Genomic DNA, 26,573 nt, shown 5'->3' with positions numbered 1-26,573 from the left:
CCACCGATAGGACCCGGTTGAATCACCCTATATAAGTAAAACCAGAACGACCAAGGATCAACCGTGACCGACCTGCAGCCCGCCCGCGGCACGCACGACTTCATCGGCGACGACCAACGCCGCTTCGACCGCGTGGTGCAGACCGCCCGCCGAGTCGCCGCCACCTACGGCTTCGATGAATGGATCACTCCGATCTTCGAGGACACCCGCGTCTTCGCCCGCACCCTGGGCGAAACCTCCGACGTGGTGATGAAGGAAATGTACACCTTCGACGACCGCGGCGGTGATTCCATCACCTTGCGGCCCGAGGGCACCGCCGGCGTCTGCCGCGCCCTGGTGTCCAACGGCCTGACCCAATCGCTGCCCCGCAAGGTGTTCTACGCCGGCCCGATGTTCCGCTACGAACGCCCACAGAAAGGCCGCTTCCGCCAGTTCCACCAGATCGGTCTCGAATTGATCGGCCCGGCCGAACCGCTCGCCGACGCCGAGGTCATCGCCTGCGGCTGGGACATCCTCAAGGCGCTCAACGTCGCCGAGGACACCGTGCTCGAACTCAACACCCTGGGCGACAGCGAAAGCCGCGCCGCCTACCGCGACGCCCTGATCACCTACTTCACCGCCCACCGCGACGCGCTGTCGAAGGACAGCCTCGACCGCCTGGACCGCAACCCGATGCGCATCCTCGACAGCAAGGACGACGCCGACCGCCGCGTCGTCGCCGACGCCCCCACCATCCAGCCCTACCTCACCACCGCCGCCGCCGCCTTCTACGACAAGCTGCGCCGCCACCTGATCGACTTCCGCGTGCCATTCGCCGAAAACCCGCGCATCGTCCGCGGCCTCGACTACTACAGCCACACCGCCTTCGAGTTCGTCACCGCCAGCCTCGGCGCCCAGGGCACCGTGATGGCCGGCGGCCGCTACGACGGACTGATCGCCGAGATGGGCGGCCCAAGCACGCCCGCCGTCGGCTGGGCCGCCGGCATCGAACGCCTCGCCATGCTGATGCCCAACACCCCAACCGTTCCCGCCCCGGTTGCCGTCATCCCGGTCGGCGACGCCGCCGAGGCCGCCGCCATCGAAATCCTGCAATCCCTCCGCGCCAACGGCATCCGCGCCGAGATCGCCTATCGTGGCAACCTCAAGCGCCGCATGGAGCGAGCCAACCGCGCCGGCGCCCGCGCCGCCGTCATCCTGGGCGACGACGACATCGCCGCCGGCGCAGCCCAGGTCAAGGACCTCGCCACCGGCACCCAGGAGGCCATCCCCTTCGCCCACATCCCGTCCCGGCTGAAATGAACCTGGCCCTGAAACTCGACCGCATCGCCGCCCGCGCCGACGAACTCCGCGCCATGCTGTCCGAAGCCCTCTCCGGCGAAGCCTACGTAAAGGCCTCCCGCGAACTGTCCGACATCGAGCCCGTGGTCGCCCGCATCGGCGACCTGCGCGCCGCCGAACTCGCCCGATCCGAGGCCGAATCCCTGCTCGCCGATCCCGAAATGAAAGACCTGGCCGAAGCCGAACTGTATCAACTGAAAGACCAGATCCCCGCGCTCGAACACGAAATCCGCCTCGCTCTGCTGCCCAGGGACGAGGCCGACGCCCGCTCCGCCATCCTGGAAATCCGCCCCGCCGCCGGCGGCGACGAGGCCGGCCTGTTCGCCGCCGAACTGTTCGCGATGTACCAGAGATACGCCGACGCCAAGGCTTGGCGATTCGAGATCCTCGACTACGCCGACACCGGCCTCGGCGCCATCAAGGAAGCCACCGCTGAAATCACCGGCCGCAACGTGTTCGCTCGGCTGAAATACGAATCCGGCGTGCACCGCGTGCAGCGCGTGCCGGCAACCGAAAGCCAGGGCCGCATCCACACCTCCACCGTCACCGTCGCGGTGCTGCCCGAAGCCGAGGAGGTCGACGTCCAGATCAACGACGACGACCTCAAGATCGACGTCTACAGAGCCTCCGGCGCCGGCGGCCAGCACGTCAACAAGACCGAAAGCGCGGTCCGCATCACCCATCTGCCCAGCGGCATCATCGTCGCCATGCAGGAAGAACGCAGCCAGCACAAGAACCGCGCCAAGGCGATGAAGATCCTGCGCGCCCGGATGTACGAACAGCAGCGCTCCAACCTGGCGGCAACCCGGTCGGCCGATCGCAAGTCCCAGGTCGGCACCGGCGACCGCAGCGAACGCATCCGCACCTACAACTTCCCCCAGGGCCGGGTATCGGACCACCGTATCAACCTGACCCTTTATAAGATCGACCGGGTGATGCAGGGCGACCTCGACGACTTCGTCGACGCCCTCACCGCCGAGGACCAGGCCGCCCGTCTGGCCGCCGACGAATGACCCGGCCCCCACCCGGCGCCATCGCCCCCAGCACCATTGCCCCCGGCACGATCCTCTCCGACTCCATCCCCTCCAGCACCGGCGCCCCCAGCGCCAGCGTCCCCTCCGGCACCAGCGCGCCCAAAAGCATCGCCCCCAGCACCATCGCCCTCGGCACCATTGCTCGGGCGATCCACGACGGCGCCGCCCAACTCGGCCACATCGCCGACAACCCGCGCCTGGAAGCCCGGCTGCTGCTGGCCCACGCAACCGGCCTCACCCAGAACGACCTGATCCGCGACCCGGCCCGCCCGATCGATCCCACCCGCTTCCACACCCTGCTGGCCCGCCGCGCCGCAAGCGAACCGATCGCCCGCATCCTCGGAAACCGTGAGTTCTGGAGCATGCAGTTCGACGTCTCCGCCGCCACATTGGTCCCACGCCCCGACTCCGAAACCTTGATCGAGGCCGCCATCGCCGCCTTCGCCAACCGCGCGCCGCCGGCCTCGATCCTCGACCTCGGCACCGGCACCGGCTGCCTGCTGCTGGCCCTGCTGCGCCAGTTCCCCACCGCCTGGGGCATCGGGGTCGACCTCAGCGCGCCGGCGGCGGCCCTGGCACGACGCAACGCCGTCCAGCTTGGTCTGGCCGAAAGATCAGGCTTCATCGTCGCCGATTGGACCAATTCGACGTGCGGTCACTTCGATCTGATCATTTCCAATCCGCCCTACATTCCGGCGGCCGAGATCGAAACCCTGATGCCGGAGGTGGCCCGATACGAACCCAGGCGCGCGCTCGATGGCGGCAGCGATGGTTGCGACGCCTACCGCACCATCCTGCCGCGACTGGCCCGCCACCTCACGCCCGACGGGGTGGCGATCCTTGAACTCGGCCGCGGTCAGGCTAATTATGTACATGGACTGGCTCGGGAAGCCGGCCTCGACGGGTCACTTCGGCTCGATCTGGCGCGAATTCCTCGGGCGCTTGTACTGCACCGCTCAAGCTGCTGAAAAAATTTATTTGGCAGGCGGTCAAGCCGGGTGTACGATAACGACGTGGTAGGGGTTGCTGCTTGGCGGCGCCCCGATTGTGGGGACGTATCAAGTGACGCCCCCGCTGCCATAATCAACGTCGATGGATCTTGGTTGGCCACGGAACACCCGGGGGCGTCCAGACGGGCGCCCGACAGTCCGCAAACGGCCCACCGATTATGGGAAAGCACGACGGCATCAGTATGAACATGAAGCGCATGCGTGGCCGCAACCATCGCCCAGGCGGTGGTGGTGGCGGTGGATCGGGCGGTGCCATCCGCCATCATTCCGGCGGTGGAATTCCGCTCAATCGAAACCACGTGTTCGACAGTAACGGGCCGGAAATCCGCGTTCGTGGCACTGCTCAGCAGTTATTCGAGAAATACCTGCAACTCGGACGCGACGCCACCAGCAGTGGCGACAGAGTGACGGCCGAAGCCTTCTTCCAGCACGCGGAACATTACTTCCGTATTCTGAACGCGATGAATCAGGCGCAGAATCAGGGCCAGTCCAACGGACAGCAACCGCAGCAGCAGCACCCGCAGGCCAACCAGCGCCGCAACTATCAGCAGGCCGATGGCTTCAACCAAAACGACGAATCGCAGCTCGACGTCGAGGACTCCGATCAGCGTCCGGAACCGCGCCCCGATCAGCGTCCGGAACCGCGCCCCGAGCAGCGTCCGGAGCAACGCTCCGATCAGCGTCCGGAGCAACGCCCCGAGCAGCGTCCCGAACAACGCCCCCCGGGCATGGGCGAACAGCCCGAACCACGCGGCATCCCGATCACCGCCGCTCCGCCCGAGGGTTAACCACCCGAGGGCGTGATGGCGAAGTTCGGACACCGCCAGCCCATGCACCCTCGGCTCGTCGATCCAATCGCGCCAAACCTTGCGCCGCCAGCTCAGCGTCCGGGATACTAGCACCGTGCTTGCGGCCGCCGCTGCAAACTTGGCGTCAGCTTAGGGTCGGGGTGCGACCATCTTGCTTGCCGCCAACCGTTCCACCCCCGCCTGGTTCCCTGCGGCAGCTAACCCTGCCGCAGGGAGGCCCGCAGCCGACCGGCCAGCGATCCTCCTATCAGCCCCTGGCGCAGGAATAGATCGATCAACACCAGGTTCACATTGAACTTGAAGTCGTCGGTGTCACGCACCACCGCAACCGCCCGGCGCAGCGGCCACAGCTCGAAAGCCTCGACCTCGCCATCCGCCGCCCGCGGCGTGAAATCGTCCGGCAGCATCAGGTCGTAGCAATGCACCCGGTCGCGGCGTAACCCTTCCGGGCGCTCCATCGCATACTCGATCAGCCCGGCCGGCACCGCGTTGCCGGCAAGCTCCGGCGGGATCGCCGCCTCCTCCGCGGCTTCCTTCAGCAATGTCGCCGCCGGATCAAGCCCGGCCGGAACACCGCCGGCCACGATATGGTCCAGCTTGCCAGGGTCCAGCAGCTTGTCCCTGGCACGGATCGCGATCCACATGTGCAGCCCGTCCGCGCGCCGCACCAGGCCGTTGACGTGCACCCCCACCGCCTGGATCCCGAACGACGGGATCGCACCGCGGTCGATCCGCCCCAGCGCTGGCCCTTCCGGCGTAGCCCGCACATCGAATTCCTCGTCACGCCAGCGATACAACCCACGCTCGGCCAGCGTCCGGGAAACCCCCGACAGCGCCGCCCCGGCGGCCAGCACGATCCCCGCATCCGTCCGCCTCACCCCATCCATCGCTGCCAGCGCGCCCACGATCTTGGGCGCCACCCAGCCAACCGGATCGCCCGCGATCAGGAAGCGGATGCGCTCACCGGGAATCGTGGCATTGTTGCAATCGCGCACATGACGCTCAAATCCCGCAAGCTCCTCGTCCTGACCCAACGGTTCGCCTTTCAAACAAGACTGCACCATGCCACATGCGCGCCATGACACGAAGTAGCCATCCCGCCGCCGCCGACCGGCCGGCGCCCCCGCCAGGACGATCGACCTGGCAGACCATCATCTCCCTGCTGCCCTATCTGTGGCCGGCCGGAAACACCGGCGCGCGCATCCGCGTCGCGACCGCGCTGCTGTTCATGCTGGCCTCCAAGCTCGCCACCGTCTATGTCCCGGTGATCTACGGCCGCATCATCGACGCCCTGGCACCGAAAGACGCCGCCGCCACCGCCTTCGTCGTGCCGCTGGCGCTGATCCTGGCGTACGGCGGGATCCGGGTCGGCTCCGCCGGATTCGGCGAAGTTCGCGACGCGCTGTTCGCCTCGGTGCAGCAGCGCGCCGTCCGGCTGCTGGCGCTGCGCACCTTCCGCCACCTGCACGCCGTAAGCCTGCGCTTCCATCTCGACCGCCAGACCGGCGGCCTCTCACGGGTGATCGACCGCGGCGTCCTCGGCATGCAGTCAGTGCTACGCCTCGCCGTGTTCAACGTCGTCCCCACGCTGCTGGAACTGGTGCTGGTCACCGCCATAATCTGGCACATGTTCGACTGGCGCTACGCGGTCGTAACATTCGCCGCGGTCGTGGTCTATGTCGGCTTCACCACCATCCTCGCCGGCCGCCGCAGCCGCTATCGCCGCACCATGAACGACACCGACAACGATGCCTCGACCAAGTCGCTCGACAGCCTGATCAACTATGAAACGGTCAAGTATTTCGGCAACGAGGAACACGAATCGCAACGCTACGACCACGCCCTGGCGCGCTACGAACGCGCCGCCGTCCGCGTCCAGGTGTCGCTCAACGCGCTGAACCTCGGCCAGGCCATGATCACCGCCACCGGCCTGACTTTGATCATGCTGCTGGCGGCATCGGGCATGCGCGACGGCAGCATGACCGTCGGCAAGTTCGTCGTCGTCAACACCTACCTGATCCAGCTCTACCAGCCGTTGAACTTCCTCGGCGTGGTCTACATGACGATCAAGCAGGGCCTGGTCGATATGGAGCAGATGTTCGCCCTGCTGCGCGTATCACGCGAAATCACCGACCAGCCGGGCGCCACGGCGCTGGCCGCGCACCTGTCCGAGGGCGCCGCCGGCGACGTCGAGTTCCAGAACGTCCGTTTCGGCTATCAGTCGAACAGGACGATACTTAAATGTATCGACTTCACCGTCCCGGCGGGCGGCAAGCTGGCCATCGTCGGCCCCACCGGCGCCGGCAAGTCAACCATCAGCCGCCTGCTGTTCCGGTTCTACGACGTAACCGACGGCCGCATCCTGATCGACGGCCAGGACATCCGCGCGGTCACCCAGGACAGCCTGCGCGCCGCCATCGGCGTGGTGCCGCAGGATACCGTGCTGTTCAACGACAGCATCCGCTACAATATCGGCTACGGCCGCCCCGGCGCCTCGCAAGCCGAGATCGAACAGGCCGCCAGGATTGCCCAGGTGCACGATTTCGTCACCCGACTGCCCGACGGCTACGACACCCGCGTCGGTGAGCGCGGCCTGAAACTCTCGGGGGGCGAAAAACAGCGCGTCGCCATCGCCCGCACCATCCTGAAAGACCCCCGCATCCTGATCCTCGACGAGGCCACCAGCGCACTCGACAGCCGCACCGAGCAGGATATCCAGGCCGCGCTGCGCGCCGTCGCCAACCGCCGCACCACGCTGGTCATCGCGCACCGCCTGTCCACCGTGGTCGATGCCGACGAGATCATCGTGCTGCACGACGGCGAAATCGCCGAACGCGGCAGCCACCTCGCTTTGCTGGCCAAGGCCGGCCTATATGCCAGGATGTGGACCCTGCAAGCCGCCGAACACGACCTCGAACCCGCCAGCTAACCACCCCGCAAACCCAGCTAACCACCCCGCAAACCAGGAGCCCCCATGCCCGAGGACCACAACGAACCCCCCGAGACCCTCAGCCATGCCGGCGCCGTGGTCGACAAGGCCGTGGAATACATGACCGGTCAGAACATCAGCCCGCTCGCCATCGCCTCCGCCCTGCTCGGCGGGTCGATGGCCCTGCTGACCCGCACCATGTCCGACGACGCCATCATCGGCGTGCTGAACAACGCCATCGCCAGCGTCCGGTCCGGCGAACTGCGCGAACCGCACGACGACGAGCAGCCCTGACCCGGACCACCCCCCGACTTGCTTGACGCCGCTCGTCACTATCGCCATAACCCGCGCCTTCCGATCCGTAGCGAGAAATGAAGTGCCCCGAGGAATGAAATGCCATGTCTCGTCGCTGTGAACTCACCGGCAAGGGCGTCCTAAGCGGCAACAACGTCAGCCACGCCAACAACAAGACCCGCCGCCGTTTCCTGCCCAACCTGCAGGTGACCTCGCTGCTGTCCGACATTCTCGGCCACGAGGTGCGCCTGCGGCTATCGACGCGCGCCATCCGCACCGTCGAGCACAACGGCGGCATCGACGCCTTCCTGATGGGCACGCCGGACCGCGGCCTGACGCCGGAAGGCAAGACGTTGAAGCGCCGGATCGAGAAAGCCCAGGTCAAGCGCGCCGCCGCCGCCGCCTGACCTCGGGCGCCTGACCCCAGGCGCCTGGCCTCTAGCGCCTTACCCGCGCCCCGGCCTGATACCGTCGTCCCTGCCAGGCATCACGCCCGCTGCAGCAACGCCGACACCCTGGCACCCAACATCGCGCTGGTCGCCGGCTTGCGCATCACCAACTCGGCGCAGCGCGGGTCCCCCGCCGTCTCGATCGCCGCGATCTCGCGTGGATTACCCGTCAGCAGGATCACCGGCAGGCTCGGCCGCAATTCCCTGGCCTGCTCGATCAGCGCCAACCCGTTCATTCCCGGCATCGCCAGATCGGTGATCAACAGGTCGACCGCCTCTCGCGCCTGCAGGATGGCCAGCGCGTGACAGCCGCCGGAGGTGGCCAGAACCCGGTGGCCCAACCCCTCCAGTTGTTCGGTCAACGCATCGAGCACCAGCCGGTCGTCATCCACCAGCAGGATTTGCCCGCTGCGTCGCATACCCGCCGCACCCGCCCCCGGTCCTGCCGTCGTCCAGCCATCGCCCGGCACCACCGGCAGCCACAACACCGCCGTCGTCCCCACCCCGATCGCACTCTCGATGGCGAACCCGCCGCCCGAGTGTTCAGCGAAGCCCTTGACCATCGACAGACCCAGCCCGGTGCCTTCGCCGACATCCTTGGTGGTGAAAAACGGCTCCCCGACCCTGGCCAATGTCGCCGGACTCATGCCGGCGCCATCATCCTCGACCGACAGGCGGACATAGATACCGGACCGCAGGCCGCCCGCGTGACGCGCCGCGTCCGCCGGCATCACCGCCTCCAATGATGCCGTCAGCCGCAGCGTGCCGCCGTCCGGCATCGCATCGCGCGCATTGGTTCCCAGGTTCAGCAGCGCGGTCTCCAGCCGCGCCTTGTCGGCCAGCAGCCGAGGCAGCCCGGGCACGATCTGCAGTTGAACATCGATCCGCGCCCCCAGGCTGGCTGCAAACACCCCTTGCGTCGCGGTCAACAGCACCATCGGCTCGATCGGTTCGGACTGCAGCACGTCGCGCCGCGCCAGCGCCAACATCCGCCGGGTTATCGCGGCCCCACGCACCGCCGCATCGCTGATCACCTGGCCCAGCCGGCCGACCGCGTCGGCATCGTGCGGGCGCCGCGCCAGCAACGCCGCGCCGCCCGCAACCACCTGCAGCACGTTGTTGAAATCATGCGCGATGCCACCCGCCAGCGCGCCAAGCGCCCGGATCCGATGCTCATACTCCGCGCGCCGCTGCACCGCCTCCCTGGCGCTCATCTCGGACCGCACTCGCTGCTCCAGATCCTGGTCAAGCCGGCGCAGGCCATCCTGCGCCTCACGCAGGGCGGTGACGTCCACCAGGCTTTCCATCACCATCGGCGCATGCGCCTCGAAATCGCGCCGCAGCACGGTGTGCGCCGACACCACCATCAGCGAGCCGTCGCGCCGCCGGTGCACCAGATCGCCGGTCCACTCGCCCCGCGTCAGCACCGCCTGCTCGATCTGTCCCGCCGGGACCGGGAACTGCGTGCTCAACAGTTCATGGCACGATCGTCCGACCGCCTCGGCGCGCGACCAGCCATACAGTCGTGTGCAGCCGAGCGACCAGAAGCGGATCGTGCCGTCCATTTCGCGCACCACGATCGCCGCCAGATCCAGCATGCCCAGCAGGTCGCGCAACTGGCCCTCATTGGCACGAAGCGTGATTTTGCTGGCATCGCACGCCTCCAGCGCAACCCGCAATTTGGCCGTCAGTTGGTCCACTTCGCGCAGTCCGCTTGGGCCGCCGGCCGGATCGCGCTCCGGCACCCCGCGCAATGCGCCGACCAGCCGGCGCGCCAAACACCATGCGGCGACCAGGCCGACGATCAACAGCGCGGCGCCGATCAGCAGCGTGCGCATCAGGTCCGGCTCGATCGCCGCGCCGAATGCGTCGCGCGGCTGCCGGGCGACCACGCCATAGCCGCTGAGTCGGGCAATACTGAACGCCTGGATGACCGGCCCACCCGCCAGTGTAGCCTGATCCGCCAGCAGGCCGGACCGCCGGTCCTGGATCGCCTGCCGCCACCCTGGGCGGGCCGGTTCGTCGACCGGTTGCCAGCCCGGCCCCGATCCGACCACGGTGAGGCCATCGCGATCCAGGATCGTCATCACCAACCCGCTCGGCCCGGCGGGCAGGGTCGCCGCCAGCCGGCCCAGCCACGCGCTGTCGATTTCACCGACCAGCACACGCTCCGCCGTGGTCTCACCGATCCGAGGCACCGGGACGGCGACCTCGATCTCCCGCCGGGTGGGCTGGTTGACCGGCAGAAAGTTGGTGATCACCGGCATGCCGGTGCGGATCGCCGTCTGCGCGGTCTGCCGCACCGAGGCTTCGGCCGCGTTCGGCTCGGGCCGGACGTCGCCCGCCCGCAGCAGCACCCGCCCGCTCAGCGTCGCCAGGCTGATCGGAACGCCACCCAACCGAGCCGACGTCAGGCCGGCCTCATGGCCAAATGCCTGCAGATCACTGCGCTCCAGCGCCGTCGATCCAGCCAGCCCCAGCAGTCCGTCGGCCAGCCGTTCAAGCCGCTGGTCGACCATCTGGGACGCCTCCCGCGCCAGGTCGATCAACGCCGTCTGTTGCTGCCGACGCTGCACTTCTTGCAGGTGCCACATCACCCCGACGGTGAGCAGCAGCATAGGGATCGAGACAGTCAAAACCAGCCACAGCAGGAACGTTCCAACCCGCGTTTCCCGCATCACGGTTCTGAGACTCCGTTCGACCCTGGCAATAGAGGATACTCCGCCGTTGTCTACTTCCGGTTGAGCCTATGCCGGCTTGCCGCAATCAACGAGGGTTAGAAAACCCGCTCACGACATTCTGTCCTGACCCCGACCCAGCGGTTACAGCCGCGAAATTCTCCCTGCAAAACGAACACCTGCCGTGCGTCTTTCCAGAAACACCCAGAAACCATCTCGCTAATCGTCGTCCCTCGCTATCTCGTGATTCATTTTGCTTCGGATTCGTCCCTATTCTGAAATAGCAATAGGAGGCTGTTTTGGACGCTGCCCATTTCAGACAACGAGCCGTATGCGCACGCGAAATGGCTCAATTCGGAGACGATCTGCACATTTCACGAATGCTGCTCGAACTGGCCATCGAACTCGACGCCGAAGCCGCGGCAATCGAAGCCCGCGGCGATGCAGACCATCCGCGATCGTTCCGGCTGCAGCCGCCCGACGCGTATCACATGATGCTGCACATGACCGCCACCGAGGCCGAGGCCAGGACCGCGGCCGACCACCAACCGCACCTGACGCCGTTGGAATTCGATCGAACCAACCCCACGATCGCGGCAGCTCCACTACGGCAACCGGGATAACCAGCGAACCAGGGTTTTGCTCCGCGGCGAGAACAGCCGCGCCGCGAACAGACTGCCCATCGCGCGCTTGGCGGCCTCCGAACGGGTCGGATACGGCACCACCAGCCCGGCCAGCGCCGACAGCGTGGTCCGCTGGGCGATCGCCAGCGTCCACTGGCTGATCATCTCGCCGGCTTGCGGACCAAGGATACCGGCGCCAACCACGCGCTGCCGACTGACCACAAGCTTGACCAGGCCCGCGGTGTCGCGTTCGGCCACCGCCCGATCGTTGTCGGCCAACGGCCAGCGCAAAACCCGCACATCCAGGCCGGCTTGCACCGCCTCAGCCTCGGTCAGCCCGACCTGCGCCAGTTCCGGATCGGTGTAGGTGACCCTGGGCAGCGCCGCGTAATCGACCCGCGCCGGCAGCCGGAACAGCAGGCGGCGGATGGCGATGCCGGCATGATAAGACCCGACATGGGTGAACGCACGCGGCCCCAGCCCGACCGGATCGGCAATATCCCCCACCGCGAACACACGCTTGTTGGTCAGGCTGCGCAGCCCGCGGTCGGTGGCGATTCCGGCCGGACCGGCCCGGACACCACCGGCCTCGAGGTCCAGCGCCGCCAGGTTGGGCGTCCGTCCGACCGCCACCAGCAGATGCGACCCGCTGATGCTGCTGCCGTCCGCCAGCCGCAGAACCGGGCCGGGGGCAACACCGGTCAGCGTCGCCGCCTCATGCAACGCCACCCCCCTGGCTGCCAGTTCGAGCCGCAGGCCATCCGCCAGTTCGGGGTCCTCCCTGGCCGCGATCCGCCCGGCCTCAACGACGCTGACCCGGCAGCCCAGGCCGCTGAATGCGTCCGCCATCTCCAGCCCGATCGGGCCGCCGCCCAGGATCAGCAAATGCGCCGGCCGCTCCGCCAGGTCGAACACCGTCGCGTTGGTCCAATACGGGATGCCAGCCAGCCCCTCGATCGAGGGCACCGCCGCGCGGCTGCCGGCGGCGATGACAAAACGGCGCGCGGTGATGGTTCGGCCATCGACCGAAATGGTCGCCGGATCGAGGAACCTCGCCTCGCCGCGGATCACCGTGGCGCCCAGCGCGCGAAACCGAGCCTCGGAGTCGATCGGGGCCAGACTGGCGATTACACTGCGCAGATGCGCCCGCAGCCGATCCCAATCCACCACCGGCGGACCCGCGATCACGCCGAACCGCGCCGCATCCGTCACCCCCCGAACCGCGCGCGACGCCGCCAGCAGCGCCTTGCTCGGCACGCAGCCGGTGTTCAGGCAGTCGCCGCCCATGCGGCCGCGTTCGATCAACACCACCGCGGCACCCAGTTGCGCCGCGCCGGCCGCGACCGAAAGCCCGGCCGCCCCGGCGCCGATCACCGCCAGGTCGAAATCAGCCATCCGCGCCCGGTCGCCGGCGCCACAGCACCGGCAGCAGCGACAGCGCCGCCAGCCCCAGCAGCGGCCACAGGATCTTCGCCGAGAACAGCACCGACAGGTCGGGCGTGCCACCTTGCGCCAAAATGCCGCCGACACCGGCGCCGATCGAACTGAACACCAGGCTGGCCGGGGCGATGCCCAGCAAGGTTGCCGGAACGAACACCCGCAGGCGGATGCCGGCGACGGCGGCGGCCAGGTTGACCACCCAGAACGGAAACAGCGGCACCAGCCGCAGCGCCAGAAGGTAGCTGAAGCCGTCGCGCGCCAGCCGGGTTTGCAGCCTTGGCGGGATGCGGCCGCGATGGCGGTTCAAGGCCTCGGCGAAGGCGGAGCGCACCACCACCAGCAGGATCGAAGCCCCGACAGTGGCGCCGAGCACAGTCAGGCCGCAGCCCAGCACGGTGCCGAACAGCAATCCTCCGGCAACGGTGAGCAGGGCACCCTGCGGCAGCGACAGCGCGGCGGTGGCGACATAGGCGGCGACAAACAGCGCCGCCGACAGCACCGGGTGGGTGCCGACCCAGCCCAGCAGTTGACCCTGATGCCGCGCCAGGCTGTGCCAGCCGTAGCCGCGCAAGCTGACGAACGCGGCCGCGCCGAGGACGACAAGCACAAGCAACGGCAGGAAACGGCGCATGGCGCGACAATGCGGCCGCGGCGCCCGATTGTCGCGCGAAAACCGGTCGCTCCGGCGGCCGACTTGCCCACACTCATTGACCCGCCGGTGCCGCCCCGGATTCCAACCGCGGATGAAAGCAGATCGGGGGGCGAGCGTTTGCAGCCGCGCGCGACCAAAGCCAGGGGCTTCGGCCCCAGCGGGTCAAGGACAGCGCCCTCGCCCTGGCCTTCAGCAGCCGGCTAAAGCCGATCGTGGCCTGGACCGATCGGCGGCAACCTGCGAGTGATCGGCGATCGGCGCGAAAGGCCAGCGATGAAACTGCATCCATTCGGCTCCCTGTTCCCGGTATCGACGCTCACCCTGGGCGGTGGCGGTCTCGGCATGCTGTGGGGCGAGACGACGTTCGAGGAATGCGTCGCCACCGTGCACGAGGCGGTCGCGGCGGGGATCAACCTGCTCGACCTGGCACCTCGCTACGGCGACGGCAAGGCGGAGCGGGTGGTGGGTGAGGCGTTCGCTGGGCGGTTGCCGCCAGGGGTCTATCTGACCAGCAAGTGCAACCTGGGCAATCCGGCGCCCGAGACGGTGGAGCGTGTGCTGCGGCAGTCCATCGAGAGCAGTCTGCGGCTGCTGCGGCGGGACCGGTTAGATATCTTCTTCCTGCACTCCAACCTGGTGGCGGACGGGCATGCGATGTGGCAGGCGCCCGATGCCAGCCGGCTGACCTCGCTGTCGTTGTTCCGCGCTCGGGTGCGCCCGGCATTCGAAAAGCTGAAGGAAGCAGGGCTGATCGGCGCCTGGGGCCTGACCGGCATCGGCCATCCCGATGCTGTGATCGAGGTGCTGGCCGAGCACCCCAGGCCGGCCGCGGTGCAGTGCATCGCCAACCTGCTGGACTCGCCGGGCGGGCTGAAGTTCTACCAGGGGCCGGCCAAGCCGCGCGCGGTGATGGCGGCGGCGCGGGAAGCCGGGGTGGGCGTGATGGGCATCCGCGCGGTGCAGGCCGGTGCGCTGACCGCGGCGATCGATCGACCGATGCCGGCGAACCATCCCGAGATGATGGATTATGCCCGCGCCGCCGGGTTCAGGGCACTGTGCGCCGAAATCGGCGAGGACCCGGCGATCGTGGCACATCGCTACGCGCTGGGTCTGCCGATCGATACGCTGGTGCTGGGGGTGAAGAACCGGACGGAACTGGCCGGCTGCGTTGCCGCCGCTTCGGCAGGCCCCCTGCCCGCGGACCTGATCGCCAGGATCGAGGCGACCGTCGCCGCGGCATGATCGGTCGGTCCGCCGATGCCGGCCCTCGGCGCGGAATTATGCCGCCGGCGGCGGCCCTCGCGTGCCATCCCGCTGCCCGCGACGCTCATGCGAAACGTGATCCCCCCGGGCCGCGAACGGCCAGGGGGGAACAGGCAGCCTGGCTGAGGCCCGAGATCCGATCTATTCAGTCGGGGCGCTCTGCACCGCGAAAACCCACACCACGCCGCCTTGCGGCACGTCGGGGTTCAGTTTCATGGTGGTCTTCGACAGCATGGTCTGGATGCGCTGCGCATCGACGCCCCAGCCGGATTGGATGGCGATGTATTCCTGGCCATCAACCTCGTAGGCAACCGGCATGCCCATGATGCCGGAGTTGGTCCGCTGCTCCCACAGCAGCTTGCCGGTCTTGGCATCGAAGGCGCGGAACATCCGGTCATTGGTGCCGCCGACGAACACCAGGTCGCCCGCCGTGGTCAGCACCGAACCGAACAGTTGCGATTTGGGGAACGGATGCATCCAGGCCTGCTTGCCGGTCTCCAGGTTCCAGGCCTGCAGTTCGCCGATGTGGTCGGCCTCCGGCTTCAACTTGGCGCTGTCGGTATCGGCACCGTACCAGGGCTGACCGACGACCAGTGTCTGTTTCTTGCCCTCGATCGACTCGCACATGTTGTTGTTGGCGGGAATGTATAGAAGTTTCGTATCCGGATTATACGACGCGGCCGGCCAGTCCTTGCCGCCCCACAGCGACGGGCAGAACGATACGTCCTTGTCGGTGGTCGGCTTGTGCGCCGGATCGACGATCGGGCGGCCGGTTTCATCCAGTCCCTTGAATGCGTTCTGGCCGACGAACGGCTCCCCGGAGACGAAGTCGATGCCGTGGGTGGTCTGTTTCAATACCCACAAGTAACCATCCCGCCCAGGATGCACCAGGCCGTCGAAGGTCTGGCCGTGATCTTTCATGTTGCTGATCAGTATAGGCGAATCGATCTCGTCCCAGTCCCAGGAATCGTTCGGGTGATACTGGTGGAAGCCAACCATCTTGCCGGTATCGGGGTTCAGCGCGATGACCGAGCTGGTGTATAGATTGTCGCCTGGATGCTGGTCGCCGGGCCATGGCGCCGCGTTGCCGGTGCCCCAATAGGCGATGTTGCGCTTCGGATCGTAGGTGCCGGTGATCCAGACCGGGCCGCCGCCGGTCTTCCAGGCATCGCCCGACCAGGTGTCACTGCCGGGCTGGCCGGGTTCGGGGACGGTGTAGGTGCGCCACAACTCCTTGCCGGCATCGGCATCGAACGCGGCGACGTAGCCGCGCACGCCGAACTCACCGCCGGAGCCGCCGACCATCACCTTGCCGTTCACCACCAGCGGCTCCAGCGTCATGTACTGGCCCTTCTGGTAGTCCTGCACCTTGGTGTTCCAGATCTCCTTGCCGGTCTTCGCGTCGAGCGCGATCAGGTGGTCGTCGGTCGCCGCCAGGAACAACTTGTCGCCCCATAGAGCGACGCCGCGGTTGGTCGGGTGCAACTGCGTCAGGTCTTCCGGCAGGGTATGCTGGTAGCGCCAGATCAGGTCTCCGGTCTTGGCGTTCAGCGCCAACACCTGGCCGTACGGAGTGGTCACGAACATGACGCCGTTGTTGACCATCGGCGGCGCCTCATGCCCCTCCTTGACCCCGGTGGAAAAGGTCCAGACCGGCCTGAGCTGTTTCACGTTCTGCACGTTGACCTGCTTCAGCGGACTGAAGCCCTGGCCGTTATAGTCGCGCCGATACAGCAGCCAGTTGCCGGCTTCAGGATTGTCCAGCCGCTGCTGGGTGACGGGTGTGTAGTCCGTCACCTCCCCTGCGGTCGCGGACAGCGTGCCCAAGCCGCCTACAAACGCCGCCGCCAATGTCACTTCCAGGATCTTCTTGCTGCCGACCATTTTGGTCTTTCCCCTTCCGGTTGACGTTTTATCCAAATACTTACGCTTGTCACATCGTCGGCTGGGTCATCCCCACCTTGCCGATGAAGCTCTTCGCTACTTCCGGTTTGCCGTCGGCGATCTTCAGCGGCAGCGCCGCCAAAGGCCGCGGCGCCGGCCCCCCCACCACCTTGGCATCGTGCCGAGGATCGTACAGCGATTCGTGGCACGGGCAGTGCAGCACCTGGCGATCCTTCAGCCAGCCGGTGACCGTGCATTGCGCGTGGGTGCAGATCGCCGAATAGGCAACAAGCCCGTCCGCGGCGTGAGTCTGGGTCACCGTTCCCAGCGCCGAGGGATCGAGCCGCAACAGCAGCACCTGATTGAGCCGCGACCCGTCACGATGGAGTTTCGTTTTCGGATCGATCGCCCAGGCGATGATCGGCGCTTCACCCGGCTTCAGGTCGGAAGCGGCGATCACCGCGCCCGGGTTGTCGCCCTCGGCTCGGATCAGCAGGTCGCCGACCTGCGGACGCATCATGCGTTTGGGGTCGTCGCTCTCGGCCCGCGCGCCGACCGGCAACAGACCGGTCGTGGCCGCTGCCGCCAGCCGCAATAGCTGTCGCCGAGGTGGATTGATTGCGCACCACCTGGAAAATGCCGCCACTCCGTACTCCCTTCTGTCTCGGCTTATTGCGCGCGCAGGATGGTCAACTGCGTGGCATCGGTGAAATCACGCAGATCCTTGGCCGGATCGCGGAACAGTTGGCGATCGATCACGAAATGCCGCGTATCGGTGCGCTTCTCGCAGTGCTCGTTGATGAACACTTCACCGATCGGCTGTTCGGTCGGTGTCGGGTCCGCCTTGCGACAGGTCCATCCATCCTCGCCAAACCGGGCGCGTGCCTCGAGCGCGAACAGATAGGCCTTCTTGTGTAGATACAGCCGAGCATGCGGGTCGGTGTCAATTTTGAGTCCGCTGACCTGGGCATCGTTGTCGATCAGCAGCGCGAGGTTGACCGGTTGGCCGCCGACCCGGGTCTTGTCGCCTTCGCCGCCCGCGGCGGGCGCATCGTAGCGGAAGCTGACCGCGTGGGTGCCGTCCGGTGACGCCGGGCAGGTCTTGTAGTCACCCCAGCCGGATAGTTTCATGGACGGATCGTTGGTGCAGGCAAAATCGCCGTAACCGGTCGGCGGCAGCGCCGATACCGGCATGCCGACCTGGAACTCGCGAAGGTCGGTCTTTGGCGGGGCGGCGCGGCCAACCGCGGGCAGCAGCAGCGCGGCGGCCAACGGCAGCACGGCTTTCATCATCTTATTTGCCTCCACCGGAACCCGCGGCGTTGGCGTCGGGTGCCGTGTCCACGCTTAGATGTCGCTGCGCTGCCGCGGACTGAGCCGCGGACTGTGCCCCGGGCTGGGCCCCGGTCTGGGCCGATGCCGCGCGCTGAACCGACGCCGCGGGCTGATCGGTGCCGGGCGTGGTTCCCGATTGGGCATAGACGTCACACACGCGGGTGCCGGTGCCGAAGAACGCCCGGCACTGGGCAAGCGTCGGGTCGCCCTTGCCCTTGATGTTTGTCACTACATATGTCGCGACCGCGTCGATATCGGCCTGGCGCAGCGGATGATCCGGTTCGGGCGGCATCTGTCCATGCGGCACCTGCGCTTGCTTCAACCCGTAGCAGCTTCCGTCGGAATAGGCGTCGGCATCGAAATGCGGCATGCCTGAACCGAGCCGGCCGCAGCGAATGGTGTTTTCGATCTGTTGGAGGGTCAAAGAGGTGTGCCGCAGGTTCGCCGCCGCCCCGCCGTAGCCACCACCGCCACTGCCCGACCATTTGTGGCAACCCATGCAATTGGCCGACTTGAACACGCGCAGGCCCGCATCGGGCGATGCCGACTGCGCCTGGGCCAAACCCGATCCAAACACCAACAGCAACCCGCCGGCCGCCAGCATCGCGGCCGAAGCATCTCGAAAGCCTTTGATCACAACGTCACACTTTCCAGGAGCCAGTATCGCCGGAGCGGGTCATGCCACCCGCCCCAACGATATCGATCAGATCAGTTCACGGCGAAGACGAACAGCATGGAACCCGGCTGCACGGTTTTCAGTTCCGGAGTAGAATCGATAAACCACTTGTCCCAGGCACCGCCCTGCCCGACCAGGATGGCAACGTACTGCTTGCCATCGGAGGTGAACGTCATCGGCGGCGCGTTCACGCCGCCACCGGTGTCGAAGCTCCACAACTGCTGCAGCGTCTTCGCGTCCAGCGCCGCCACCTTGCCGTCGGGTTGGCCGTAGAACACCAGGTCGGGGGTCGCCAGCAGACCGCCCAGCATCGGATACGGCGTCTCGTGCTTGCCGACTTCCTTGCCGGTGGTGACATCGATCGCGGTCACGCTGCCGGTGATGCGCTCGGATTGATCGGGGCCGCCGCCGGTGAACATCTCCCGCTTGGCGATCGGCTTGCCTGGGGTGGGGGTTATCGGTTTCTCGGTGATCCGGTTGCAGCTTTCGATGACCGGGATGTACCACTCCTTCAGCACCGGGTTATAGGCGGTCGGCGGCCAGTTCTTGCCGCCCATGTTGCCCGGGCAGGTAACCGTGACCAGATTGTCCTTACGCGGCACGACGGCGGGATTGTATCTCTGCACCGCAAGCTTCGGATCGTATTCGGCCGGCTTGCCGGTTTCCGGGTCCAGACCCTTGGTCCAGGTCAGCTTCTTGACGAACGGCAGGCCCCAGAGGAACGACCCGTTGTCGCGATCCACCGCGTAGGCGAAGCCGTTGCGGTCGGCCTCGAGATCCAGATGCGTCGTCCGCCCGTGCACCGGCGCATCGACCAGCACATTCTCGGCCACGCTGTCGTAGTCGAACGGGTCGTTCGGGGTGTGCTGGAAGTGCCATTTGATCTTGCCGGTATCGACATCCAGCGCCAGGGTGCTGTCGGTATAGAGGTTGTCGCCGGGCCGATACTGCGAATCCCAGTCCGGCCCGGGGTTGCCGACACCCCAGAACAACGTGTTGGTTCTTGCATCGTAACTTCCGGTCACCCAGGTCGATCCGCCGCCGGTGGCAGCCGCGTCATAGCTGTCCTTCCAGGTGTTGCTGCCGGGCTCGCCCTTCGCCGGGATCGTGTAGGTGCGCCAGACTTCCTTGTGGGTGTCCAGGTCGGTCGCGGCGATCCAGCCGCGGATGCCGTACTCGGCGCCGGCGACACCGGTGATGACCAGGTTCTTGACCACCAGCGGCGCGGCGGTGATCACCTCGCTTTTGTCGGGATCGGCCACCTGTCGCTGCCAGACCACCTTCCCGGTGTCGCTGTCGGTGGCGATCAGACGGCCATCCAGCGAGTGCGACAGCACCAGGTTGCCGGCCAGCGCCACGCCGCGATTGTCCACACCGCAACAGGCCACGGCGCCGGCCCAGTCGTGATCGGTTTTCGGATCCATCTTCCACAGCAGCTTGGCCTGTCCGCCGCGGGTGTCGATCTTGTAAACCGAGCCCCAGCCGTCGGTGACATACATCATGCCGTCCTTGACGATCGGCGTGCCCTCCAGCCCACCGTGCGACCAGATGCCGCCGCCTTCGACGCCGCCCAGTTGCAGCGTCCAGGCGACGTGCAGGTTCTTGACGTTGTCCTTGTTGATCTGGTTCAGCGGCGAGAAGCGCTGCGCCGAGTAGTCCTTGTGGTGGGTCAGCCAGTTGCCCGGATCCTGGTCCGCCTTCAGCAGTTGATCCGGCGTCACCGGATCGGCCGCGAGCGCGACCGCCGGGCCGGCAAGGGCAAGGGCGACGACCGCCATACGCATGGTTTTTGCCATATTGTTTCTCCTGGAACGTTTGACGATGCTATTTGCCTTCGGTATCGACCTTCGCCTTCGCGTTGTTGTTCATCGATTTGACGGTCTTGTCCTGATCAGTCGCGCCGGTGTTGGTGGTCCGGGTGGCGTCCGAGGCCTGTGACGGCAGCGACTTCTCGACCGCCGGTCCGTTGCCGAGATGCGGCTGGGTGCTGCCGGTGGTGATCGGCTTGGCGCTATCTTGGGCATTGCCCTGATCGGCGGCGGAGACCGCGCCGCACAACGGTAAAGAAACGATCACGGCGGCGGCGAGCAGGAGTATTCGCATGGACCGGTCCTTCATCGCCTAGGCGTTGCCGAGCTGGGTGCCGATCGGAAGGCTACGGATGCGTTTGCCGGTAGCGGCGAAGATCGCATTGCACAGCGCCGGGGCGAACGGCGGCAGCCCCGGCTCACCCACGCCGCTGGGCGGCACGTCGGGACCGGCGGGCATGATGTGGACGTTGGTTACCACTGGCCCTTCATTGATTCGCGCCACCTTGAAGTCGTTGAAGTTGCCCTGCACCGCGCGGCCGTTCTTGAAGGTGAGTTCGCCCCACTTGGCGAGGCTGAGGCCCATGATGGCGGCGCCTTCGATCTGCGACTGGATGCGTTCCGGATTGACGAAGGTGCCGCAATCGATCGCGGTGTCAACTCGCGGGATGGTCAGCCTGCCTTTGTCGTCCACCGCGACTTCGACGATGGTCGCGACATAGCTGACGAAGCTGCGGTGCGCCGCGATGCCGAGCCCGTGGCCTTTCGGCAAGGTGCGGGTCCAGTCGCCCTTCTCGGCGACCAGTTCCACCACGCGGCGCAGCCGGCCGGCATCGATCGGATAGCTGCTCAGGGGCTCGCCGTAGTCCCACAGGTCTTTCGAACCCGACCCGATATCGACGATGCGGGCCGGCCCGATCAGTTCGAGCAACATGTCCTTCGGATCGCGTCCGGTCTGATGGGCGATCTCGGAAACCATGGTCTGCACGGCGAAGGCATGCGGGATGTTGGAAACCGAGCGGAACCAGCCAATCCTGGTATGGGCGGCGGCTTCGGGATTCTCGCAACGGATGTTGGCGATGTCGAACGGCAGATCGACCAGCCCCATGCCCTGTTCGAACGGCGCTTCATGATTGGCGCCAGCCTGGAAGGTCGATTTGATGGTCGGCGCCACGCTGCGATGGCGCCAGGCGATCACCTTGCCGTCGTTGTCCAGTCCGGCTTCGATCCGTTCGGCCGAGACGGTGTGATAGAAGTCGTGGCGAACGTCGTCCTCACGGGTCCACTGCACTTTCACCGGTGCGCCGATCGCCTTAGAGATCAGCGCGGCTTCCAGCGCGAAGTCGCATTTCGATTTGCGGCCGAAGCCGCCGCCGAGCAAGGTGACGTTGATGATGACGTTGTCCTCGGTGATGCCGAGGGTCTTGGCGACGTCCTCGCGGGTGCCGCCGGCGCTTTGCACCGGTGCCCAGATCTCGGCCTTGCCGTCGGCGACGCGCGCGGTGGCGACCGGTGTTTCCATGCTGACATGGGCGAGGTGGGGCAGGTAGTATTCGCCGACGACGACCTTGGCGGCCGATTTCAGCGCGGCGTCGGCATCGCCGTTGTTGCGCACCACCTGGCCGGGCTTGCGCGCCGCATCTTCGAGTTCGGTGCGGAAGCTTGCGGAATCGTATTTGGCGTTGGCGCCGTCCTGCCAGACGACTTTCAGCGCGTCGCGACCCTTGATCGCGGCACCGGTGTTGCGCGCGATGACCGCGACGCCGCCGAGCGGCTGGAACTTGGATGGCCAGGGCCAGCCTTGCACCTGGATGACTTTCTCCACGCCGGAGACCTTCATCGCCTCGGTGGCGTCGAACGAGACCAGCTTGCCGCCGACCACCGGGGGGCGGGCGAGGACGGCGTATTTCATGCCTGGCAGGCGGGTATCGATGCCGTACATCGCCTTGCCGGTGGTGATGTCATGCAGGTCGACGATGCCGACCTTGCCTTTGCCGATGTAGCGGAAGTCCTTTGGGTCCTTCAGGTGCAGCTTGGAGGCCTCGACCACCGGCTGTTGGGCGGCCTCGGTCGCGAGGTCGCCGAAGCCCAGCTTCTGGCCGGTGCCGGTGTGGACGACCTCGTGGTTGACCGCTTTCACCTCGGTGATGGCGACGTTCCAGCGTTTCGCGGCGGCGGCTTCCAGCATCATCCGCGCGGCGGCGCCGACCTGGCGCATCGGGATCAGGAAGTGGCGCGTGCTGCGCGAGCCGTCGGTGTCCTGGTTGCCGTATTTTTCTTCGTCGCCGGGGGCCTGGCGGACCTGGACGCGCGACCAGTCGGCCTCCATTTCGTCGGCGACGATCATTGGCAGGCTGGTGCGCACGCCGGTGCCCATTTCGGCGCGCGAGGCGATGATGGTGACGATGCCGTCGGGTGCGATCGAGACGAAGACGCGGGGATCGTTGACGGTGCCGTGCGGCATCGCGTTGGCGCCGGTGGCGTAGGCCGCGATGGCGCGGCGCGATAGCACCGGTACCGCGAGCACCAGTCCGGCGGTCAGTCCCAGGCCGCGCAGGACGGCTCGGCGGGACACGTTCTCGATCTGGGGAGCGATGGTGTCATGCATCGGTCAGGTCCCCGTCGCTGCCAGGCGGATCGCCGATTCGATACGCTGGTAGCAGCCGCAGCGACAGATGTTGCCCGACATCGTGTCGCGGATATCGTCGTGCGAGGGATGTGGGTTCTGCTGCAACAACGCCGATGCCTGCATGATCTGTCCGGATTGACAGTAGCCGCATTGCGGCACGTTGGCCTCGCGCCAGGCTTTCTGCACCGGGTGGTCGCCGTTGGGGTCGAGGCCTTCGATGGTGGTTATCTTCCGATTCGCGACGTCGGCCATGGCGGTGATGCAGGAGCGCGCGGCCTGGCCCTCGATATGCACCGTGCAGGCGCCGCACAGTGCTCGGCCGCAGCCGAACTTGGTGCCGGTCAGCCCGGCTTCGTCGCGCAGATACCAGAGCAGAGGCAGCGACGGATCGCCGTCCCAGTTATGTGGTTGCCCATTGACTGTCAGTTTGATCATTTCCGCCGTCCGCTTCCTGCTGATGTAGAAGATTGTTCATGCGACGCGCGTGGCCGTATTGGCCCGCGCGGATCAGTGCCGGATGGGTCTTCGAGGCGCCGGCATCATGTCTTGGATGGAGATCGCGACGCGCGTCGCGCCTGCAGCCGGCGTCGCGAGAGACGCGCCGCAGCGAGGCCGGCGGTAGATGCGACGAGACCGGTTGAAAGGCATGGCATGGTCGATCCTGGCCCTGGGGAACTTTGATTTTTTGTAATCTGCAATTCACTATTCCGGAGATGCCCGGGGCAGGCTATGCAAATTTAAGTGTTTATGCCGCCGGATTGGCGGGGTGACGTTGGGGGGTCGTTGCGATACGTATGCGGAATGGTAGCGCGGGTTCGGATCCGGCTGATCCTTCGATCAGATCCAGTTTTCGCGCGAAAAAGCCGGACGCTTGGTGCGTCCAGCCTTTGCTTGTTTTGATCCAGTCGTCAGTGCGTCGGGCGTGGCGCTCGGCGATCAGCCCATGGTGTCGGCGCTGGCTGGGGTGATCTCGTAGATGATGCGGGTTTCGCCTTCCTGATGGAAGGGGTACTTGTCCTTGCCCATATACTTCATGGCGAGGCTGTCGATGTGGGCGGCGGCGCCCTCGGTGATTTCCCTGGTGACCGCGCCGCGGATCTGGATGTAGCGGTAGTCATTGTCCGGATCCATGATCGCCAGCGCCACCTTTGAACCGACCGACATGTTGCGCGCCTTGACCCGGCCCTTCGCGGTATTCACCCGGATCAACCCGTTGGTGTAATCGAACCAGACCGGGGTGACCTGCGGCGACCCGTCCGGTTGCAGGGTGGCGATGTTGGCGAACGCCTTCTTTTCGGTCAGCAAGTCGAGAAAGCCAGCGGGGATGTCGGCCATGGCGGTGTCCTTACTAAGAATCGTTGGTACGTGGGTTGGGGCGGCGGTTCGACAAGCGGCTATTGCAGAGCGCGCCTGGCGACCGAGGCGAGATAGCCGGCGGCGGCGGGCAGGATGGCGTCGTTGAAATCGTAGTTGGCGTTGTGCAGTTCGCGGCCATTGTCGCCTGGGCCGTTGCCGATCCAGACGAAGGCTCCGGGGCGTTGCTGCAGGTACCAGGCGAAGTCCTCGCCGGTCATCGCCGGGGCGAGGTCTCGGCGCAGCGGCAGGGCGGCGGCGGTGACCGCATGGGCGGCGAGGTCGCGTTCAGCGGGGTGGTTCGCGGTGACCGGGATGCCGGGCGGGATGTCCACGTCGATCTTGACGTCGAAGCTGCGCGCGACGCCGTCGGCGATGCGGCGGATGGTCTGCTCGACCTGGTCGCGGACGTCATTGCGCAGGGCGCGCATGGTGCCGCGCATGGTGGCCTGGCCGGCGATCTGGTTGGCGGCCGATCCGGCCTGCATGGTGGCGATGGTGACCACCGCGCTGTCCAGCGGGTCGACCGAACGGGCGACGATGGATTGCAGGGCGAGCAGCAGATGGGCCGAGGCGACCATCGGATCGCGGGTGAGGTGCGGCAGCGCGGCGTGGCCGCCGTGGCCGGTGATGGTGAACGCCAGGCGGTTGCCGGCGGCCATGACCGGGCCGCCGTGGACGGCGACGGTTCCGGCCTGCAGGCCGGGCCAGTTGTGGTAGCCGAAGATGCGCTGCATCGGGAAGCGTTCGAACAGGTGGTCGGCGATCATGCTTTTGGCGCCGCCGCCGCCTTCCTCGGCGGGCTGGAAGACGCAGTGGATGGTGCCGGACCAGGTGGGGTCGGCTTGCAGCAGGGCGGCGGCGCCGAGCAGGGAGGTGGTGTGGCCGTCGTGGCCGCAGGCGTGCATGACGCCTGGGTTGGTGGAGGCGTGGGGGACGCCGCTGGTTTCGTGGATCGGCAGGGCGTCCATGTCGGCGCGCAGGCCGACTGAGCGGTTGGATTGGCCCCGGGTGAGGCTGGCGACGATGCCGTGGCCGCCGATGCCGGCGGTGAATTGGATGCCGAGTTCGGCGAGGCGGGCTTGGACGAAGGCGGCGGTTTGCTGCTCGTGCAGGGTGAGTTCGGGGTTGGCGTGCAGGTGGCGGCGCCATTGGGTCAGGCGGTCGTGCAGGGTGTTGTCCATGTCTCGCATGGGTAGCGGGTGCGGGCCGGGTGGGCAATGTTTCAGGCTGGGCTGTGGGGGATGGAGGGGGTCGGGGTGTTGGCGAGGGCGGCGACGCGGGCTTCGGCGCGTTGCAGGCTGGCGGCGATGCGGGCCTCGCGCTGGCGGTTTTCGTGGGCCTGGTCCCAGCTCTGGTTGGTGGCTTCGGCGGTGGCGGCGATCTCGGCGGTGTCCTGGATCAGGGCGATGGCTTTTTCGATTTGTGGTTCGGGGGTGGGTTCGCGGGTGTCGGGCTTGGGTTCGGCTAGGGTTTCGGTGCGTTTGGGTTCGGCGGGTTGGGCTTCGGCGGGTTGGGCTTCGGCGGGTTGGGCTTCGGCGGGGTGGGTTTCGGCGGGTTGGGTGGTGGCGTTGCCGCGAGCGGTTTGCAGTTCGGCGAGGCGGCGTTCGGCCTTGGCGGATTCTCGGGTGAGGGTGACGGCGCTGCCGCGCAAACGCAGGACGCGGGTGAGCGACATGTCGGGGGTGGCGGCCTGGGAGAGGGCTTCGAGGGATTGGAAGCTGAACGCGACGATGTTGGCGGCGAGGCGGAGTTCCTGGGTGGTTTCGGGGTGGTATGCGGCGAGCATGTGGGCTGCCGCGTCGCGGGCGGCATCGGGGTTGTTGGGGGCGCCGATGAGGAAGAGTGGGGCGATGCGGGTGAGGATGGTTTCGAGCAGGGCGATTGGCAGGGTTGTGGGGAGGTTTGTTGGCAGGGACATTGGTTGGGCCTTGGGTTCGGGGTTTGTTCGGCGGGTGTGTAGGGGAGTTTTCCTTGGGTTGCAAGAATAGTTTCTTTCGATTGGTGCGCGCGATTAAGGTCGCGCTCGAGGCAGCCGCACTTGTGGCATCGCGACTGATCAGCAAATGCCGGCGGATGTCAGCCTGCCGTTCCTGATCGAGTTCGTGATCGGGGACGCGCCGCGGTTGCATCGATCGGCGAACGCGAAGGGGAAGGATTTGTGCAAGCGGAAGGTCGGCAGCGGCCAAATCGTGTGCCTGATAGCGGCTGTTGTCGCCCCCGGGCGTTGGGGAGTCGGTGAGGTCGTTTCTCTCGGATCGGACTGTTCTGGTCCGATTAACTCGTTACAGTCGGCGAAGGCGGGAAGCGGGAGAGCGACCTCCTCCGGTTCGCCGCTTGGGTTTGCGTGCTTGCAGGGGTCGGCTGGT

Annotated in this window: 24 protein-coding genes; 9 read left to right on the top strand and 15 right to left on the bottom strand. The window is 66.7% G+C overall.

Features of this window, described 5'->3' with window-relative positions:
- Nucleotides 1-63: 63 nt before the first annotated feature.
- The 4 genes from hisS to ACQY4T_RS10665 all read left to right on the top strand — a co-directional run bounded on the left by hisS (nucleotide 64) and on the right by ACQY4T_RS10665 (nucleotide 4,170).
- Nucleotides 64-1,299 (top strand): histidine--tRNA ligase, encoded by a 1,236-nt coding sequence (gene hisS / locus ACQY4T_RS10680; RefSeq protein ID WP_428541331.1) that lies wholly within the window; start codon nucleotides 64-66, stop codon nucleotides 1,297-1,299.
- Entirely contained in the window at nucleotides 1,296-2,351 is a 1,056-nt protein-coding gene (gene prfA, locus ACQY4T_RS10675; RefSeq protein WP_428541328.1) for a peptide chain release factor 1, read from the top strand. Before hisS ends, prfA begins: the two co-directional genes overlap by 4 nt.
- The gene (gene prmC / locus ACQY4T_RS10670) at nucleotides 2,348-3,340 is read left to right on the top strand and encodes a peptide chain release factor N(5)-glutamine methyltransferase (protein ID WP_428541325.1); all 993 of its coding nucleotides are present in this window, start codon (nucleotides 2,348-2,350) and stop codon (nucleotides 3,338-3,340) included. The genes prfA and prmC overlap by 4 nt, the downstream gene beginning before the upstream one ends.
- A 224-nt stretch (nucleotides 3,341-3,564) precedes the next feature.
- Complete coding sequence (locus ACQY4T_RS10665) at nucleotides 3,565-4,170, top strand: DUF4167 domain-containing protein (RefSeq protein WP_428541322.1); 606 nt, start codon at nucleotides 3,565-3,567, stop codon at nucleotides 4,168-4,170.
- 218 nt (nucleotides 4,171-4,388) lie between these two features.
- On the opposite strand, the gene ACQY4T_RS10660 is transcribed toward ACQY4T_RS10665, so the two are convergent.
- Complete coding sequence (locus ACQY4T_RS10660; protein ID WP_428541319.1) at nucleotides 4,389-5,225, bottom strand: DUF4743 domain-containing protein; 837 nt, start codon at nucleotides 5,223-5,225, stop codon at nucleotides 4,389-4,391.
- A 44-nt stretch (nucleotides 5,226-5,269) separates the two neighbouring features.
- Here ACQY4T_RS10660 and ACQY4T_RS10655 point away from each other — a divergent pair, with 44 nt between their 5' ends.
- The 3 genes from ACQY4T_RS10655 (at nucleotide 5,270) to rpmB (ending at nucleotide 7,821) form a co-directional block, all read left to right on the top strand.
- On the top strand, nucleotides 5,270-7,120 hold the full coding sequence (locus ACQY4T_RS10655; RefSeq protein ID WP_428541316.1) for an ABCB family ABC transporter ATP-binding protein/permease: 1,851 nt from the start codon (nucleotides 5,270-5,272) through the stop codon (nucleotides 7,118-7,120).
- Nucleotides 7,121-7,165: 45 nt separating this feature from the next.
- On the top strand, nucleotides 7,166-7,414 hold the full coding sequence (locus ACQY4T_RS10650; RefSeq protein WP_428541313.1) for a hypothetical protein: 249 nt from the start codon (nucleotides 7,166-7,168) through the stop codon (nucleotides 7,412-7,414).
- A gap of 104 nt (nucleotides 7,415-7,518) precedes the next feature.
- Entirely contained in the window at nucleotides 7,519-7,821 is a 303-nt protein-coding gene (gene rpmB / locus ACQY4T_RS10645) for a 50S ribosomal protein L28 (RefSeq protein ID WP_428541310.1), read from the top strand.
- 80 nt (nucleotides 7,822-7,901) lie between these two features.
- Here the strand turns inward: rpmB and ACQY4T_RS10640 are convergent, their stop codons facing one another.
- The gene (locus tag ACQY4T_RS10640) at nucleotides 7,902-10,541 is read right to left on the bottom strand and encodes an ATP-binding protein (RefSeq protein WP_428542804.1); all 2,640 of its coding nucleotides are present in this window, start codon (nucleotides 10,539-10,541) and stop codon (nucleotides 7,902-7,904) included.
- Nucleotides 10,542-10,885: 344 nt separating this feature from the next.
- On the opposite strand from ACQY4T_RS10640, the gene ACQY4T_RS10635 reads away from it, so the two are divergent.
- Entirely contained in the window at nucleotides 10,886-11,164 is a 279-nt protein-coding gene (locus ACQY4T_RS10635) for a hypothetical protein (RefSeq protein WP_428541307.1), read from the top strand.
- On the opposite strand, the gene ACQY4T_RS10630 is transcribed toward ACQY4T_RS10635, so the two are convergent.
- Both ACQY4T_RS10630 and ACQY4T_RS10625 read right to left on the bottom strand, forming a co-directional pair.
- Nucleotides 11,147-12,559 carry a dihydrolipoyl dehydrogenase family protein gene (locus tag ACQY4T_RS10630; protein ID WP_428541304.1) on the bottom strand — a complete coding sequence of 471 codons (1,413 nt, stop codon included), beginning with the start codon at nucleotides 12,557-12,559 and terminating at the stop codon, nucleotides 11,147-11,149. The genes ACQY4T_RS10635 and ACQY4T_RS10630 overlap by 18 nt on opposite strands.
- Complete coding sequence (locus ACQY4T_RS10625; RefSeq protein WP_428541301.1) at nucleotides 12,552-13,235, bottom strand: TVP38/TMEM64 family protein; 684 nt, start codon at nucleotides 13,233-13,235, stop codon at nucleotides 12,552-12,554. The genes ACQY4T_RS10630 and ACQY4T_RS10625 overlap by 8 nt, the downstream gene beginning before the upstream one ends.
- Before the next feature lie 294 nt (nucleotides 13,236-13,529).
- Here ACQY4T_RS10625 and ACQY4T_RS10620 point away from each other — a divergent pair, with 294 nt between their 5' ends.
- Nucleotides 13,530-14,498 carry an aldo/keto reductase gene (locus ACQY4T_RS10620; protein ID WP_428541298.1) on the top strand — a complete coding sequence of 323 codons (969 nt, stop codon included), beginning with the start codon at nucleotides 13,530-13,532 and terminating at the stop codon, nucleotides 14,496-14,498.
- Between the two features lie 162 nt (nucleotides 14,499-14,660).
- Here ACQY4T_RS10620 and ACQY4T_RS10615 read toward each other — a convergent pair whose 3' ends face one another.
- The 11 genes from ACQY4T_RS10615 to ACQY4T_RS10565 form a co-directional block, all read right to left on the bottom strand.
- Complete coding sequence (locus tag ACQY4T_RS10615; RefSeq protein ID WP_428541295.1) at nucleotides 14,661-16,403, bottom strand: methanol/ethanol family PQQ-dependent dehydrogenase; 1,743 nt, start codon at nucleotides 16,401-16,403, stop codon at nucleotides 14,661-14,663.
- A 49-nt stretch (nucleotides 16,404-16,452) separates the two neighbouring features.
- On the bottom strand, nucleotides 16,453-17,049 hold the full coding sequence (locus ACQY4T_RS10610; protein WP_428541292.1) for a ubiquinol-cytochrome c reductase iron-sulfur subunit: 597 nt from the start codon (nucleotides 17,047-17,049) through the stop codon (nucleotides 16,453-16,455).
- Between the two features lie 23 nt (nucleotides 17,050-17,072).
- Nucleotides 17,073-17,696: a hypothetical protein gene (locus tag ACQY4T_RS10605; RefSeq protein ID WP_428541289.1), complete on the bottom strand. Its 624-nt coding sequence runs from the start codon at nucleotides 17,694-17,696 to the stop codon at nucleotides 17,073-17,075.
- 1 nt (nucleotide 17,697) lies between these two features.
- The gene (locus ACQY4T_RS10600; protein ID WP_428541286.1) at nucleotides 17,698-18,375 is read right to left on the bottom strand and encodes a c-type cytochrome; all 678 of its coding nucleotides are present in this window, start codon (nucleotides 18,373-18,375) and stop codon (nucleotides 17,698-17,700) included.
- Nucleotides 18,376-18,446: 71 nt separating this feature from the next.
- Nucleotides 18,447-20,210 (bottom strand): PQQ-dependent dehydrogenase, methanol/ethanol family, encoded by a 1,764-nt coding sequence (locus ACQY4T_RS10595; protein ID WP_428541283.1) that lies wholly within the window; start codon nucleotides 20,208-20,210, stop codon nucleotides 18,447-18,449.
- A gap of 28 nt (nucleotides 20,211-20,238) precedes the next feature.
- The gene (locus ACQY4T_RS10590; RefSeq protein ID WP_428541280.1) at nucleotides 20,239-20,517 is read right to left on the bottom strand and encodes a hypothetical protein; all 279 of its coding nucleotides are present in this window, start codon (nucleotides 20,515-20,517) and stop codon (nucleotides 20,239-20,241) included.
- An 18-nt stretch (nucleotides 20,518-20,535) separates the two neighbouring features.
- The gene (locus tag ACQY4T_RS10585; RefSeq protein ID WP_428541277.1) at nucleotides 20,536-22,830 is read right to left on the bottom strand and encodes a molybdopterin cofactor-binding domain-containing protein; all 2,295 of its coding nucleotides are present in this window, start codon (nucleotides 22,828-22,830) and stop codon (nucleotides 20,536-20,538) included.
- Nucleotides 22,831-22,833: 3 nt separating this feature from the next.
- Entirely contained in the window at nucleotides 22,834-23,286 is a 453-nt protein-coding gene (locus tag ACQY4T_RS10580; RefSeq protein WP_428541274.1) for a (2Fe-2S)-binding protein, read from the bottom strand.
- Nucleotides 23,287-23,787: 501 nt separating this feature from the next.
- Complete coding sequence (locus tag ACQY4T_RS10575) at nucleotides 23,788-24,186, bottom strand: PPOX class F420-dependent oxidoreductase (RefSeq protein ID WP_428541271.1); 399 nt, start codon at nucleotides 24,184-24,186, stop codon at nucleotides 23,788-23,790.
- A 59-nt stretch (nucleotides 24,187-24,245) separates the two neighbouring features.
- Nucleotides 24,246-25,388: an amidohydrolase gene (locus ACQY4T_RS10570; RefSeq protein ID WP_428541268.1), complete on the bottom strand. Its 1,143-nt coding sequence runs from the start codon at nucleotides 25,386-25,388 to the stop codon at nucleotides 24,246-24,248.
- Nucleotides 25,389-25,429: 41 nt separating this feature from the next.
- Nucleotides 25,430-26,125: a hypothetical protein gene (locus tag ACQY4T_RS10565; protein WP_428541265.1), complete on the bottom strand. Its 696-nt coding sequence runs from the start codon at nucleotides 26,123-26,125 to the stop codon at nucleotides 25,430-25,432.
- Nucleotides 26,126-26,573: the final 448 nt, after the last annotated feature.

This window comes from Rhodopila sp., assembly GCF_965277825.1.
In the GTDB taxonomy this organism is placed as follows: domain Bacteria; phylum Pseudomonadota; class Alphaproteobacteria; order Acetobacterales; family Acetobacteraceae; genus Rhodopila.
The sequence above is the reverse complement of the archived record's forward strand: the minus strand, read 5'-3'. Positions and strand labels throughout refer to the sequence as shown.

Coding starts and splice junctions, on each gene's coding strand:
- ACQY4T_RS10640 (WP_428542804.1), bottom strand. CDS start 10,541: ATGCGGGAAACGCGGGTTGGAACGTTCCTGCTGTGGCTGGTTTTGACT.
- ACQY4T_RS10655 (WP_428541316.1), top strand. CDS start 5,270: ATGACACGAAGTAGCCATCCCGCCGCCGCCGACCGGCCGGCGCCCCCG.
- ACQY4T_RS10565 (WP_428541265.1), bottom strand. CDS start 26,125: ATGTCCCTGCCAACAAACCTCCCCACAACCCTGCCAATCGCCCTGCTC.
- ACQY4T_RS10665 (WP_428541322.1), top strand. CDS start 3,565: ATGAACATGAAGCGCATGCGTGGCCGCAACCATCGCCCAGGCGGTGGT.
- ACQY4T_RS10590 (WP_428541280.1), bottom strand. CDS start 20,517: ATGCGAATACTCCTGCTCGCCGCCGCCGTGATCGTTTCTTTACCGTTG.
- ACQY4T_RS10635 (WP_428541307.1), top strand. CDS start 10,886: ATGGCTCAATTCGGAGACGATCTGCACATTTCACGAATGCTGCTCGAA.
- ACQY4T_RS10580 (WP_428541274.1), bottom strand. CDS start 23,286: ATGATCAAACTGACAGTCAATGGGCAACCACATAACTGGGACGGCGAT.
- ACQY4T_RS10625 (WP_428541301.1), bottom strand. CDS start 13,235: ATGCGCCGTTTCCTGCCGTTGCTTGTGCTTGTCGTCCTCGGCGCGGCC.
- rpmB (WP_428541310.1), top strand. CDS start 7,519: ATGTCTCGTCGCTGTGAACTCACCGGCAAGGGCGTCCTAAGCGGCAAC.
- ACQY4T_RS10570 (WP_428541268.1), bottom strand. CDS start 25,388: ATGGACAACACCCTGCACGACCGCCTGACCCAATGGCGCCGCCACCTG.
- ACQY4T_RS10585 (WP_428541277.1), bottom strand. CDS start 22,830: ATGCATGACACCATCGCTCCCCAGATCGAGAACGTGTCCCGCCGAGCC.
- ACQY4T_RS10595 (WP_428541283.1), bottom strand. CDS start 20,210: ATGGCAAAAACCATGCGTATGGCGGTCGTCGCCCTTGCCCTTGCCGGC.
- prmC (WP_428541325.1), top strand. CDS start 2,348: ATGACCCGGCCCCCACCCGGCGCCATCGCCCCCAGCACCATTGCCCCC.
- ACQY4T_RS10605 (WP_428541289.1), bottom strand. CDS start 17,696: ATGATGAAAGCCGTGCTGCCGTTGGCCGCCGCGCTGCTGCTGCCCGCG.
- ACQY4T_RS10630 (WP_428541304.1), bottom strand. CDS start 12,559: ATGGCTGATTTCGACCTGGCGGTGATCGGCGCCGGGGCGGCCGGGCTT.
- ACQY4T_RS10620 (WP_428541298.1), top strand. CDS start 13,530: ATGAAACTGCATCCATTCGGCTCCCTGTTCCCGGTATCGACGCTCACC.
- prfA (WP_428541328.1), top strand. CDS start 1,296: ATGAACCTGGCCCTGAAACTCGACCGCATCGCCGCCCGCGCCGACGAA.
- ACQY4T_RS10650 (WP_428541313.1), top strand. CDS start 7,166: ATGCCCGAGGACCACAACGAACCCCCCGAGACCCTCAGCCATGCCGGC.
- ACQY4T_RS10575 (WP_428541271.1), bottom strand. CDS start 24,186: ATGGCCGACATCCCCGCTGGCTTTCTCGACTTGCTGACCGAAAAGAAG.
- ACQY4T_RS10615 (WP_428541295.1), bottom strand. CDS start 16,403: ATGGTCGGCAGCAAGAAGATCCTGGAAGTGACATTGGCGGCGGCGTTT.